Origin of the sequence: Flavivirga spongiicola, assembly GCF_030540825.1 — a bacterium.
Taxonomy (GTDB): Bacteria; Bacteroidota; Bacteroidia; order Flavobacteriales; family Flavobacteriaceae; genus Flavivirga; species Flavivirga spongiicola.
Genome location: NZ_JAUOEO010000002.1, coordinates 763,770 through 779,698 on the forward strand (window position 1 = coordinate 763,770; position 15,929 = coordinate 779,698).

Consider the following 15,929-nt stretch of genomic DNA (forward strand, 5'->3'; position numbering starts at 1 on the left):
CCGAGTTTATCTTGTAGAGATTATACATAGAATTATTATATTGCATATGAGAATTTTTCTCAAATAAAGTGGTTGGAAGAAACATCAAGATCGCTCGAAATTCCTGAACCATGGAAAAGTAATAATGTTGTTATTCAAGAACAAAAATAACAAACCATTTTACTTTGTATAAAAATTTCTAATTAAATCAAAAGCATAAAATATATGAAGTTATTTAAAACCTTTTTGACTTTTATATTGGTTGTTACTTTATCTCAGTGTGTAAACAAAGAAGCAACTCAGGAAAAAACTAAAATTGACTTAGAACAACAATTGTTAGAATCGATAGATAAATTTAACAAAGCCTTTCAAGAAGGAAATGTAAAAGTATTGGAATCTATGATAACTGAAAACTATTTACATACTAATGGAAACTCGAAATCGATAAGAAAAAAAGATTGGATCAATTATTTGAGTAAAAGGGAAAAAGAAATTCAATCAGGGAATCTTGAAGTTATAGAATACAAGCTGAGCGAAACAGAAATTGAATTATATGGAAACACTGCAATGGTGACTGGAAAGGTAACCGTATCAAATAAAAAAAGTAGTGATATTAAAAATAATGAATATCGAATTACCAATATTTGGGTATATGAATCTGGAGCATGGAAAAGAGCTGGGTTTCATGATGGGAAAATAAAATAATGAGGGTAGTTATTAATTTCAATTTAAAAAGGTTACTACGCTTTTTTCTATAGAAAAAGCTCGTAATGACAATTTCATTATATATTTTTGCCGTTGATTTAAGCATTGAGTTGTTTTGTCGTTCCTACGGAAGTAGGAATTCACTATTAAAGAATAATAATCATAAAAAATATTTCTGCTATAGTTAATCTTTAGCGGAGTCGAAAGACAGGTACTAGATATGGCTCAAAAACCAAGTATACCAAAAGGCACCAGAGATTTTAATCCAGAACAAGTAGCAAAGCGTAATTACATTTTTAATACCATTCGAGGTGCATTTGAAACGTTCGGGTTTCTACCTATTGAAACTCCTAGTTTTGAAAACTCTGATACTTTAATGGGAAAATATGGCGAAGAAGGGGATCGTTTGATTTTTAAGATTTTAAATTCTGGAGATTATTTATCTAAAGCCAATAATGAAGCTTATGATACAAAAAACTCTAATAAATTAACATCAAGTATATCAGAAAAAGCACTCCGATACGATTTAACCGTCCCATTTGCACGTTATGTAGTACAACACCAAAACGAGATTGAACTCCCCTTTAAACGTTACCAAATACAACCCGTTTGGAGAGCTGATAGACCACAAAAAGGACGTTTTAGAGAGTTTTATCAATGTGATGCTGATGTCGTTGGTTCTAAGTCTTTATGGCAAGAGGTAGAGTTTATTCAATTGTATGATAATGTTTTTTCAGCTTTAAAACTTGAAGGTGTTATCATCAAAATAAATAATAGAAAGATACTTTCTGGAATAGCCGAAGTTATAGGAGCTTCAGATAAATTAATAGATTTTACCGTTGCGTTAGACAAATTAGATAAAATAGGAGAGGAGAAGGTCAAAGCAGAAATGCTAAGCAAAGGTATTTCTGAAGAAGGTATTGCTAAACTTCAACCCTTATTTACTTTATCAGGGTCTTTCGAGTCTCAAATTGATAGTTTAAAAAGTATTCTTGGTACTTCCGAAGAAGGAAAAAAGGGTATTGAAGAATTAGCATTTATAGATACAGCGATTTCAGAATTAGGATTATCTACTGCAACTTTGCAATTGGATGTAACGCTGGCACGTGGACTAAACTATTACACAGGTGCTATTTTTGAAGTGTCAACACCGAAAAATGTGAAAATGGGCTCCATTGGCGGTGGTGGTCGCTATGACGACCTAACGGGCATTTTTGGAATGAAAAATGTGAGTGGTGTAGGGATTAGTTTTGGTTTAGATAGAATTTATTTAGTTCTTGACGAATTGGATTTGTTCCCAGAAGCAGTCAATAAAAATGTTGAGGTACTTTTTATAAACTTTGGTGATAAAGAAGCTTTGTTTAGTTTAAAAGCTATTAATGAATTACGATTACAAGGCATAAAATCCGAATTATACCCAGATGCTGCTAAAATGAAAAAGCAAATGAATCATGCGAATAAGCGTGCTATTCCGTTCGTTGTTTTAGTAGGAGAGGAGGAAGTAAGTTCAAACACGTATACATTAAAAAATATGAATTCTGGAGAGCAACATAAAGTGCCTCTGGATGCGTTAATCAATCTTGTAAAATAAAAATGAGTCCTAAAAATTAATTTAGGACTCAAAGTATAGTTAAGTAAAAAACAGATTTGGGGTTCAAGTGACTAACTCAAATAAAACTAACTCAACTAACTCTTTTTTTCAATACTTTTTTAGAAATAGGTTCATTTAGTTTGAGACTAAATATTTGTTTATAAATATTTCATAGTAAATTATTTATGAAGCTAATATACATTTTATTTTTAATAAAACACGATAAAACGCATAAAAACACGATGAAGTGTGTATTTTTAACATTTGCTATCAAATAAAAATATAGAATTGTTGATACGAAAACGACTATTAATCTGTTTTCTATTTTAAATGAATTGATAAATTTTACTAATAATTAACCAAAGGGAAACTATTATTTAACTAATACTTTTTTGGATATTTTTCCATCTTTAGTTTCTATTTTCAATATATAACTTCCTGTTTTAATTTGGCTTACGTTATATTCTATATAGTTGGTATTAGTTTTAGGCTCAAACTGTAATAAAGATTGACCAAGTATATTAAACATTTCAATAGATTCTATGTCTTTTAATGTTGGATTATGAACAATAATGCTTTCTTTTTCATTAGAGAAATATACCTGAAGTGCTGTATCTTCAATATCATCAACATCTAACGAGTTTGATGATGAACCATTTGAAAAAGTGATTTCAAAACGATCTAAATGATTTCCAACTGGTAAGTATACTTCATAATTGCCATCTCTTAGGTTGTGATAAATATCTAATTCTTTATCATTTAAATAGATATCTAAATCATTGCTTATATTTTCTAGGTCATCTATTTTAATAGAAGCAATACCTTCTTTACCAATTCTAATGCCCATTGGTAGCTTTTGTTCTAAATTAAAATTATTTACAGCTTGAATAATATATTCATTATCTGAAAATACCCAGAACATGTCTTCTTTATTGTCTTCAATTAATGGCGCGTCATAACCAATATCACATCCATTAGTTGTATGCTCATCAACTCCAACTAATAATTGACGATGATAGCCATCTGGAGAATCAAACATTAACTTGATTTTTTGTCTGTTATCAATTTTTCCTTTTTGGGTTTTGCTTTTTTGCTTTTTTGTATTTCCAGGTTTGAGAAAAGAAGAAGAAGCTGATGCTTCTGTAACGAAAGTACGTTGACTATTTTTAAATGTTATAGTGCCGCCAGTATCTGCCACAACATAAAAGCCTTGTCCTACAGGAATGTATTGTCCCGGTGTTTTTGTACCTGATGCACCAGTATTATTAATTCTAGTATCATTAGATATGGCAACTGTAGTTCCTATAAGAGTATATGTGGCATAGCCTCCCTGATATTCTTTTAAAAGATGTGAGTCAACAGCAAAATGATCCCAAAAATAAAGGGTTCCATTAATAATATTGCTTGCTGCTCTACCTAGACCATCGCTAATATTATCTAGTATAAATTCATTAGCATCAATAGCAGAAGGGTATGGGTTACCAATTAAATAATCATTACCAGCAGATAAGCTTAAAGTGATTTCACCATTATTTGGTTTACCACTAAACACATAGTTTTGGGTTTGTGTTATAAGGCCTCCCGTATCTTCAACACCTTTCATGGTAAAACCTTCACCAATATTAAGTAAACCATTACTTCTAATATGCTGCCAGGAAGGGTAATTATCGGTCGGTCTATTAGCGTACTTCCATATCCAATAATCTGCAATTCCAATTGGAGTAGTTCCTACAGTCCCCGGTGTACCATTATATCCAGATGTTAAAAAATTAATAGTAAGAGGGTTGGCAGAATCTAAACCGTCATTGAGTATTTCAGGAAGCGTATAGTTAACATTATTGTTTGAAGTATTAGTTCTTCCAACAGGAGACGACCAATAATTATATGTGTATAAATCTCGTGTACCTTGTTGGTCACGTTCTAATGATCCTGAACTACTGGTGTCTAAGTCACTATCTACAGTTTGTATCAACTGTGATTCGCCTTCTAAATCAATGGTACCGTCAAGTTTTAAATAATGAGAAACTGTTAATGCATAACCAGTATTTGTAGCATTACTACCGGCAATTTGTAATTCACCACTATTAATAATTAAACCTAATAGCGTTCTGTTACCATTTCTCGATGCAGGAATGAGTAAATTATCGGAATTGTCCATAGTTACATTATGATCGATTTGAACAATATTATAATCAATGGTTTCCAGTGCATCTAAATAAGAATCAACTCCTGGTAAATATTGTACATTTCCATTTTCCCAAGTAGCCGAATCATCCCAGTCACCGTTTTGAATTGTTTTGTAAGGTAATGGAGCGGTTTGCACATCAATACCATCATAATTTATCATCGATGCGTCATTACCGCTATTAGATTCATCTTTAATGCTGCCAAAAACTATCATACTCATTGGGTAATAAGCAATTAAGTTATTCCAGGGAATAGACATTATTTCGTTTTTTGTGGTAGCTAATGGTAAAACTTTTCCATCGGCATTTAGTGCCCCATTTTCTTCAATTTCTTGATTCATAATGTATCGAATCTGATCACCGGTAAGGGTTACATCCCAAACACGTACTTCATCCACATTACCTTTAGCTTTTTGCTGTCTTTTTATGTGATGAGCAGCTCCTATTATAAAATGAGCATCAGAGGGTGTATTCATGGCGTTTAGTGTATTGTCAGAATCTTCCAAATAACCATCAATGTACAAATTGGTCATATTGGTGCCAGAATCGTATGTAGCTGCGATATGATGCCATTCTTTGGATGGTATCATGGCAGACGTTTCCATGACATTATTGGCAGAATCTTCGGGGTCTCTCCATACCATTCTAAATTTACCATCTGTGTTTATTCTAAACGAATAACCATGTGTATAAGTTTCAGAAGGTGGCCCTGGGGCTTCGTGAAAGTAGTTTCGCTTTGAAATGATATCAAATTTAATAGAATCACGTTTTACCCATGCACTAATGGTATAATCCATATTAGCTAAGTCATTTACATCGCCAGCAGTAATGTACGAGTCTGTACCATCAAAAAACACGGAACGAGAACCTAGGTCAACTTCTGGAGTAGACCCAAATGTAATATACTTAGTACCTTCAAAATAAAAGTCAACTTCTAATTCGGTGCCAACATCTTCCATGGTTGCCGATGTAACATTGGTTGTAAATAAAGCATCATCAGCAACGATCATGACATATTCCTCTCCGCCTGGATTGGTGGCTGATACCATAGATTCTGGAATAGAAAGTTTTATAGTTGGAATAGAATCTGTAACAACCATTTTCCATTTTCTTACTATAGGTGTGACATTTACATTGGCTGTAACTCCTGTACCAGCACCAAAATCTTTAGTAATATCTGTAGTTGCTGTTGTTGCACCATTATCATGCCCCCAGATTAGGAATGTTTTATCTGCAAAAAAGGCGTTTGTATTTGTGCTATTGTTCGTAGCAATATCTTTAATCCCAATAGTAATATCATCCGTTGTATTAATAGATTTAGATTGTTTTTGGTTTAATTCTGATTTGTCATCTTGTCCAATTCCAGTTACGTTATAGTTATACCCGGCATTATCTGATTGATCCCAAATAACTCTATTATCAGAATCTACATAATCTTGAGATGTTCCGTTAACACCTAGAGTAATACCGTATTTTATAGCTAGGTAAGATTCTATTTTCCATCTATCTGCTTGTGGTACTTTGTAATTGTATACAATCATTTCTGCTATACCACCATTCCATCTAGTTGAAGATGTTGAAAGATTAGCTCCAATACCAGCTGTAAAGTTTCCAGAAAGGGTATTTGCATTCGTGTTAACACCTGGTACTGTTTGTACAATACCATTGATAAACAATCTATTTTTTTCACCAGTAAGGTGTCTATAATTTATCAAATATGGTGTTCCGCTTGTAGTTGCAGTTAAATCATTACTCACTACACCAGATGTTGATGAAGCACTATCAGTATAGCTACCTTGAAAAGTTGTTGCAGCAGTTTGTTCTACGTAAACAGACCCATTTGCACCATTATCTAAATCTATTAAACTTTTGGTTGAGCTGTATGCTCCTTCAGCAACAGCAAAAATTGTAATTTGAGAATTGGTAGCAGCACTAGCAGACATTTCATGATTTGTACCATCAAAATCTACCGTGGGGTTAAAGTTAATAGTGTTTTCTGCAAAAATGGGCTTATTTAATCCTGTGGATTGAATTGCATCATTATTGTTTATGGTATGATCCAACCAATTTAATACAGGGTCTGTATCTTCGGCACTATCACTGGCAGCCTCTTCAACACCAGAGTCTGCTTTAAGCCATAATTCTAAGTTAGTGGTAATACCACCTGGTCCTTCCGTTTGAACTGGGGCAGGAGCAACAAAATTAACTATTTGGATTTCATGAGCCATGGTGCTACCACTTCTGTGAGACCAGTGTGCGGCTTCAGTTAAAGAGTTGAAATAATAATTTCTCCAACCTCTAGCATAAAATGCGCTGGTACCACTTGTAGTGGAAGATCCAACAATTAATGCTTGACTTAGATCAGTTAACCCGGCAGAAGTTATATCAATAGTGGATTCATCTGCGGTACTACTTGTATCCTGAAATCGTGCAACAGTAATATTTGAATTTACTAAAACATGAGTGAAATGCCTGTTTGTACCAGCAGAATTATGGTCACCATTAAATGTCCAGTCTACACTTTGATTATCTGAACCAGGATCCATTAAAGGCCAGTTATCTGACCTTGCATCATTAACATTATTTGTACCTGTATCTCCAATATGGTGACTAAAGATAATGGCTTCAGACCAATCACTTACAGATGTGCTAGTTCCAGAATTTCCATCTTCATTATCATTAAGGGTAATGGTACCCGTATCGGCACTTACACTACCAGAATCACCATGAAGAACTGTCCAGTTAGATCCCGTAAATTCTACAACAGTTATATATACGGTTACATTATTTGCGTTAGATCCTTTTAAAACATTAAGCGTTGTAGCATTAGATAAGTAAGCTATAGCCGTACCCGAATCTGCACCTTGTGATGTCACATTATTCATTATACCTGTAATAAAAGGGATACACTTATTTGCATTAACGACTCCAGTTAATGCTTGGGTTGCACTAATTGTTGTTCCGTTTAAAGGAATAGCATATCTTCCTCTTATAATCATTTCATTAGCACCTCCACCAGTTCCAATATATTCCCATATAGAGGTATTGAAACGCATACCAGCAGCTACTGGATCTGAACCAGATTCTCGGTAATAAGTTAATGTGCCAGTTGCTGTAAGTCTTCTGGCTCCTGCTAAATCATCTCCTTGAAAAGCACTACTGGTTCCAGAGCTCCCCGCATTTGTTTTACGGTTATTATTAGCTAAAGCAAAAGCGCTATTTGTAGAAGACACAGCAGTAAAACTAGTGTTAGTACCGCCAGTATTACCAATATCATCTTGTATATGCTGTATCTTAAAATCTTGAGAAATAGCAGTGAAGCTATAACATAGAAATAGCCCAAAAAGGATGTACTTGGAGAATGAGGAGAAATTTTCCATAAGAGGTTAGAATTTTAGTTTGGGGCTAAATATTTGAAGCAAACGTACTACAATATTCCGTGAAATGCAAAAATAATCGATGAAATGCATTGTGTTTTTAATGTATTTTCTGTCTTTTTTGATATAAATATCTGTTTTTTAAGTTTTTATGTGTCATTTTGTATTTTTGTAATACTTATATTATTGCTATATAATACTTGTATTATTTATGTGTAATATTTGCTTTATGTTTTGAGACGGTTTTAAAAATTAGCCACCCAATTTGAAAAGAATAATAGTTTTGGTGTATTAATTAATTTACAGAATTTTTATTTAAGGGAAGAGTCATGCTTTTGTCTTTAGATATGAAGTTTTTTTGCACATCATAATATCGCTACGATATAATAAAAAGACAAAATATGGGAAATAAAGAATTTCTTGAAACCAACTATCCCCAGAGCAAGCCACATGGGCATTTCGCTGGTTTCATTTTGACCTTAGGGTCAAAAACCAAAATTCTGTTATTTAGATTCCCGTTTTATTCATAGATACTAATTTCAAATTTTTGTATTCATGAATCTTCGATTTCACGGGAATGACAATTTCTGTGGAAACCCCGACGCAAGCATCGGGGAATTCTTTTCGATTAAATTCAATTTAGTATTACAAGTAGTTTTCAGTATAATTTTCTATTTATAATCAACCTTTTTGACATGTTTTAAATGCAAAGAGTTCATTTTATTTAGTAAATAGACAAGAAGTATAATAGTATTGATCCTTTGCAATTTAAGGGCAATGTGTTGAAAATCTATAGCTTACAGTTATAAAAGATTTTGAGTTGTTAGTAAGTGTAGGATAATGTTTATAAGTCTGTTTGAATTTTCGCTATTTGTTGAAAAAAAATACTAACTTGTTGAAATACTAACCAATCTTTTTAAACATGAAAACAATTAAAAGTTTATGTTTATTGCTATTTATTTTATTTTTTAATTTTCTCTCCTCTCAATCCCCTAATGTCATTGTCGTCATTGCCGACGATATGGGCTGGTCACAAGTCAGTACGGGATTAACAAATTTGAACAACCCAAGCGATTTCTACGAAACTCCAACCTTGGAAACACTGGCATCGGAAGGCATTGCATTTCCATATGCTTATGTCAATGGCGCCAATTGTGCACCTACGCGAGCTGCTATTTTAAGTGGTCAATATGCTTCACGTCCGAACAATAATATTTGGGCAGTCGATAATTTAAATCGAGGAGGTAGTAGTACTTTGCTTATTGGACCCTCACAAGGATTACCATCTGGCATTGATGAATTACCAGTAAGCGCTGTTACAATTGCAGAAACAATGAAAACTGTAGGTTATGCCACAGTTCATCTTGGAAAATTTCATGTAGGTGAAAACGAAAGTACAAACACAACAAATAATGCTGCTACAGATCAAGGTTTTGATACTAATTATGGTGGCGGTACAAAAGGAGCCCCAGGGAGTTATTTTGCTTCTAGCAGTGCTCCATATACTTTTCACAGTAATATTGGACCTGAATTAGATGTATATGCTTCTCCATATACCGCAGCAGAATCTATTTCTTTATCTGTAAATGGAGATAACGCATTAGAAGGAACTAAAAAACATGTTAGTGATGCTATGGCAGATGCTGCCATTGATTGGATGGAAATAAATAAAAGCACACCTTTTTTTATGCATTTTAGCAATTTTGCTATTCATGGTCCTTTTGATACTGGAAATGCTCGCCCAGATCTTGTGACTAAATATCAAGCTAAAACACCAAGCCAAATGGGACACAATAGTATTGGTCAAGCTGCTATTGCTGAAGGTATGGATCAAACTATTGGTAGATTAGTAAATTATTTAAAAACTACTGCGGATCCTAGAAACCCAGGAAAAATGTTATCTGAAAACACTTTAGTATATTTTATATCAGATAATGGTGGTGCAATAGGTACTGATGATAATGGTCCTTTAAAAGGAATGAAAGGTGAATTGTATGAAGGCGGTATTCGTTCTGTGACAATAGCTTGGTCTGAAGCTCCCTGGTTGGCTAATAAAGGTACAGTAAATAATACACCTATTCTTGCTTTTGATTTGTATCCAACAATCGCAGAAATTGGAGGAGCATCTCTTCCTGGTGGATATGATATTGATGGAGAAAGCCAATGGCAAATGTTGAGCAATGGTACAGCAATGACAAGAGAATCACTTTTTTGGCATTTTCCTGGATATCTTATAGATTCAAATAGAGACCAACGACCAGTATCTGTTATAAGAAAAGGGGATTATAAATTGATTCATAATTACGAAACAGCATCTTATGAGATGTATAATTTGATTACTGATATTAGCGAAACAACAAACTTATTAGCTGGTAGTCCAGATCAAGCCACATTAATTATTGCTAATGACTTGAGCACAGATTTGCAGAATCATTTGATAAATATTTCTGCGCCTTTACCAACATTCAGAAGTAATGGTACAACAGTACCTTTACCTTATATAATTGATATTAATGGAGGTACTCCTAATTCTACAGATGGTTGTCAACCAACAAGTGGATATGAAGCTTATTGGGATTTTGATATAGCTAATGCAACCATAAGTGAAGATGCTTCTGGAAATTCACACAATCCAATAACTACAGTTGGAGTGATTACCGGAGATAATTTAGATTTTAAAGAGGGTGATCAATCTGCTGTTTTTAATGGTTCAACAAAAATACAGTATAGTGATGGAACATTTTTAAATGCAGCTACAACAACTAGAACTATGATGGTATGGGTTAAACCAACTAATCTTACTGGTTTACAAAATGTATATGATGAAGGAGGTGGATCTATTGGTATAGCCTTGAGATTAAATGGGAGTAATTTAGAATATGTTGTAAGAGATAGCGGTACAACTTTTGTACAAATTAGTTCTCCATTTCCAAATGATGGTAATTGGCATCACGTTGCTTTAGTATATGATGGCGGAAATGTTATTCAAAGACTTTATATTGATGGTGTTGAGGTTGCTTCGGGAATTGCGCCATCCTCAATAGGAACGCATACAGGGTTTGGTGGTATTGGTGGAAGGCTCAGTGGAACGGATAGTTTTAAAAATACTACTGATGCTTTTTTTACAGGGAAAATGGATGCTTTTGTAGTTTACAATGGGGTCTTAGGTGCAACAGAAATTAATGATTCAGCTTGTACTGCACCACCAGTTGTAGTTGCAAATGCAGGGCCAGATGTTACAATTTGTGATGGCGATAGCACTACCTTGACAGCTTCAGGCGGCACCACTTATTTATGGAATACAGGAGCTACTACTGCAAGTATTTCAGTAAGTCCAACAAGTACTACAACATATACAGTTACAGTTTCAGATGGAAGTACATCAGATGATGACGATGTTATAGTAACAGTAAATGCCTTACCAGTTGCAGATGCAGGGGCTGATGTCACCATTGATGAAGGAAATTCAACTACTTTGACAGCCACAGGAGGGGGTACCTATTTATGGAGTACTGGAGCGACTACAGCAAGTATTAATGTAAGTCCAACATCCACAACAACATATACAGTCACAGTTACCCAAAATGGCTGTAGTTCTATCGACGATGTTATTGTAACGGTAAATTCAGTAGGGTGCTCTTACTCTGTTATTAACTCCGAAAACTTTGAATCTGGATGGGGTATTTGGAATGATGGCGGGTCAGATAGTAGAAGAAGTTCAAATGATGCGATCTATGCTAACGGAACTTATTGCGTGAGGTTAAGAGATAATACTTCAACATCTGTTACAACTACGGATAATTTAGATTTGTCAATTTATGAAGAGATTACTGTTGATTTTGGCTATTACTGTAGAAGTATGGATAATAGTAATGAAGACTTTTGGCTGCAAATATCTACAGATGGCGGTGGAAATTTTACAACAGTAGAAGAATGGAATAGAGATGATGAATTTGTAAATGATCAATTTTATACAGATCAGGTTATAATTTCTGGTCCGTTTACTTCTACTACTCAGCTAAGGTTTAGAGCTGATGCTTCTGGAAATTCAGATTGGGTATATATAGATGATGTTGTTATTAGTGGTTGTAGTTCTGGTGGATCTTCAAAAATAACTTCTAATAAAACAAAAACAGACATAGGAACTATAGACGAAGAGGAACTTAATTTAACAGAAATTGAAACTATACTTTATCCTAATCCGTTTAAAGAGGAGTTGATTATTAAAATCCAAGCTGAATATATTCAATCTAATATACGGATATTCAATATGCTTGGTCAATTGATTATCGAAGAGGATTATTCAAAAGAAACATTAATTAAGATACCAACCTCGAATTTAGAAAGTGGTCAGTATTTAATTAATATAAATATTGATGGAAAAACCATTCGCAAGCGAGTTGTAAAGAATTAAAATAAGATAAAAACGCATTGCAATTTTTATTAAAAAGAGAAGGATATAATCCTTCTCTTTTTGCTTTTTTAATTAGATTAATTTCTTACATAGCATGTAGTATTTATATAAAAAACCGATAAAATGATGTTTTTATTCGATAAAATACATTATTTTTGTTAAGACTATAAATTATTAACTCCCAAATTTATGAAAACAATAACTACTTATTTATTGCTGTTATTTTCTATTGTAGTTAATAAAGTTTACTCTCAATCCCCAAACGTCATTGTTATTATAGCAGACGATATGGGGTGGTCTCAAGTTAGTACAGGATTAACTAATTTAAATAACCCAAGTGATTTTTTTGAAACACCTAGACTGGAAACATTAGCTAGTGAAGGTATAGCTTTTCCTTATGGTTATGTTAATGGCTCAAACTGTGCGCCAACAAGAGCGGCACTTTTAAGTGGGCAATATGCTTCACGGCCAACAAATAACATATTTGCTGTTGATAATTTAAATAGAGGGGGGAATTCTACCTTACTTGTTGGTCCAGATAATGGGTTGCCGAGCGGAATAGATGAACTTCCTGTTACAGCTATAACCTTAGCAGAAACCATGAAGGTAGCCGGTTATAGAACAGTACATTTAGGAAAATACCATGTTGGAGAAAATGAAGCAACTAATGTTACTGATAATGCAGCAACTGATCAGGGGTTTGATGTTAATTATGGAGGCGGAACCAAAGGGAACCCAGGTAATTATTTTGCATCCAACAGTGGAGCTCCATATACTTTTGGCAGCAGTATTGGACCTGAATTAGATCCGTATGCAGATCCTTATACCGCAGCAGAATCTTTAATGTTGGCTGGAGATAATTCTTTAGAGGGCACAGCAAAACATGTTACCGATGCGATGGCAGATGCAGCTATGGATTTTATCGATGCAAATATTAACAGTCCTTTTTTCATGCATTTTAGCAATTTTGCTATACATGGTCCATTTAACCCAAGTGATGCACGACCAGATTTAAGGGCGAAATATAATGCAAAAGCTATTAGTGATCCAAGCTCCATGGGGCATGATAGAAAACCTGGACAAGCAGCTTTAGCTGAAGGTATGGATCAGACCATAGGTAGATTAATAGATTATTTAAAAACGACAGCAGACCCTAGAAACCCAGGGCAAATGTTATCGGCAAATACCTTAGTTTATTTTATTTCAGATAATGGAGGGGCAGTTCATAGTGATGATGCTGGTCCTTTAAGGGGCATGAAAGGAGAATGGTACGAAGGCGGGATCAGATCCGTTAGTATTGTATGGTCTGAAGCACCATGGTTAGCAAATAAAGGAACCATTAATACAACGCCTATTATTGGGTTTGATATATATCCAACATTTGTAGAAGTTGCCGGTGGTACTTTACCAGCTAGTTATGATATTGATGGCGTAAGTCATTGGCAAATGCTAACTAACGGGACTGCTTTAGGTAGAGATGCCTTATACTGGCATTATCCAGGGTATCTTATAGATTCAAATCGTGATGCCAGACCCGTTTCTATTATTAGAAAAGGAGATTATAAATTAATTTATAATTATGAAACAGAATCTTATGAATTGTATCACTTAATAAATGATATAAGTGAAACTACTAATTTATTAGCAGGTAGCCCAGATTCAGCTACATTAATTATTGGTAATGATATGAGTACTGATTTACGAAATCATTTAATAAATATATCTGCTCCTTTACCAACTTACAGAAGTAATGGACTAACAGTTCCTTTACCTTATATAATTAGTACTTCTGGAAGTGGTTCAAATTCAACAGATGGTTGTCAGGCAGTAGCAGGATATGAAGCTTATTGGGATTTCGATTCCGTTAGTGATGCTAATGACGCTTCTGGAAATGGACATGATCCAAACCCCGTTAATGGTACATTAACCTATGATACTATAGATTTTAAAGAAGGAGATCAATCAGTCATATTTGATGGAACGGTTGATATAAACTATAGTAGTGCTACATTTTTATCTGAAATAACAACTGCTCGAACAGTTTCAGTATGGATAAAACCTACTAACTTGTCAGGAATTCAAGAAATATTTGATGAAGGAGGTAATACGGTAGGGATAGCAATGCGCCTTAATGGTTCAGATTTAGAGTCCATAGTAAGAGAGTCTTCAATAATTTCAAATAGTTTGAGTGCCGCTTTTCCGTCTGATGGCGATTGGCATCATGTCGCTTTAGTATATGATGGATCGATTACGAGCCACAAACTATATATTGACGGTGTTGAAGTAGCTACAAATAGTTCAGCACCAAGCTCTATTGGTTCTCATAATACTACGGGAGGTGGTATTGGAGGAGTGATTGGTAGTTGGGATAGTTTTAGTGTTTCAGCAGATAGCTATTTTTCAGGTAAAATGGATGCATTTTCTGTTTATAATACAGCGTTATCTACTTCACTAATTCAAAATGCCTCGTGTTTAGTTGTTGCCAATTCAACTGCTGGTTGTCAACCAACAAGCGGATATGAAGCCTATTGGGATTTTGATCTAGCAAGTAATGCGGATGATGCTTCTGGAAATGCACATAACCCAACGGCTTTAACATCTACTGGAATTACATATGATATTTCAGATTTTAAAGAAGGAGACCGGTCTGTAGTGTTTAATGGAACGGAAGCTATTCAATATGCAACTAATTCTAGCTCTCCTGATAGTTTTTTAAATGCATCGACAAGTTCAAGAAGTATTGCAGCCTGGATGAAGCCAACTCATTTAATAGGAATTCAAGATATATTTGATGAAGGTGGCCAAAATATTGGTATAGCCATAAGATTAAATGGAAGTGATTTAGAATCTATTGTTAGAGAATCTTCTTCAGTTTCTACTAGCTTAAGTGCGGCATTTCCATCAGATGGTGATTGGCACCACATAGCATTAGTATATGATGGCACCAATACAAAACATACTTTATATATAGATGGTAGTGAGGTAGCAAATAGTAATAGTGCACCTTCTTCAATAACTAGTCATTTTAGTTATGGTGGTATTGGAGGGAAATTAAGTGGAAATGATAGTTTTCAAAATTCTTCAGATGCTTATTTTACTGGTAAAATGGATGCATTTGCAGTTTATGATATTGTTTTGACACCTGTACAAATTCAAGATCTTAGTACAACTTGGTATTTAGACTCAGATGGTGATAATTATGCAATATCTACCACTCAAAGCTGTACCAGCCCAGGAGTAGGTTATACCGCAACCGTATTACCAGTAACCGATTGTGATGATTCTGATATTGGGATTAATCCAGACGCCACCGAAATTCCTGATAATGCTATTGATGAAGATTGTGATGGAACGGCTCAAACAACTTTAAGTGCTAATAGCTTCAACCTTGAAAATGTATCTATAACACCCAATCCATTTAATGAAACTATTAACGTAAAAGTGCCATTAAATTACAATAATGACACGTTAGATATTGTACTATTCGATTTAAACGGAAGAATTATTTACAATAAAAATGTAGTAAGTAAAAATGATAAAGTTGAAATACCGATAGGTTTAAACCAATTAAGTAAAGGCGCTTACTTTATTAAAATTACTAGTAAAAACTTTGGAACTACTATTACAAAAAAGTTAATTAAATATTGAAAAAGTTTAAACCGCTTCATTGATCTATA

5 protein-coding genes are annotated in these 15,929 nt (G+C 34.1%); 4 read left to right on the forward strand and 1 reads right to left on the reverse strand.

What is annotated here, in order from left to right; genetic code table 11:
- Nucleotides 1-204 precede the first annotated feature (204 nt).
- Together Q4Q47_RS23270 and hisS are read left to right on the forward strand one after the other, a co-directional pair.
- Nucleotides 205-684, forward strand: coding sequence for a nuclear transport factor 2 family protein (locus Q4Q47_RS23270; RefSeq protein WP_303309124.1), 480 nt, complete (start codon nt 205-207; stop codon nt 682-684).
- Between the two features lie 220 nt (nt 685-904).
- Complete coding sequence (hisS, locus tag Q4Q47_RS23275) at nt 905-2,275, forward strand: histidine--tRNA ligase (RefSeq protein WP_303309125.1); 1,371 nt, start codon at nt 905-907, stop codon at nt 2,273-2,275.
- A 373-nt stretch (nt 2,276-2,648) separates the two neighbouring features.
- Here the strand turns inward: hisS and Q4Q47_RS23280 are convergent, their stop codons facing one another.
- Nucleotides 2,649-7,841: a LamG-like jellyroll fold domain-containing protein gene (locus Q4Q47_RS23280; protein WP_303309126.1), complete on the reverse strand. Its 5,193-nt coding sequence runs from the start codon at nt 7,839-7,841 to the stop codon at nt 2,649-2,651.
- A 919-nt stretch (nt 7,842-8,760) separates the two neighbouring features.
- Between Q4Q47_RS23280 and Q4Q47_RS23285 the strand changes: the two genes are divergently transcribed.
- Complete coding sequence (locus tag Q4Q47_RS23285) at nt 8,761-12,252, forward strand: sulfatase-like hydrolase/transferase (protein WP_303309127.1); 3,492 nt, start codon at nt 8,761-8,763, stop codon at nt 12,250-12,252.
- Nucleotides 12,253-12,441: 189 nt separating this feature from the next.
- The gene (locus Q4Q47_RS23290) at nt 12,442-15,900 is read left to right on the forward strand and encodes a LamG-like jellyroll fold domain-containing protein (protein ID WP_303309128.1); all 3,459 of its coding nucleotides are present in this window, start codon (nt 12,442-12,444) and stop codon (nt 15,898-15,900) included.
- The last annotated feature ends 29 nt before the right edge of the window (nt 15,901-15,929 follow it).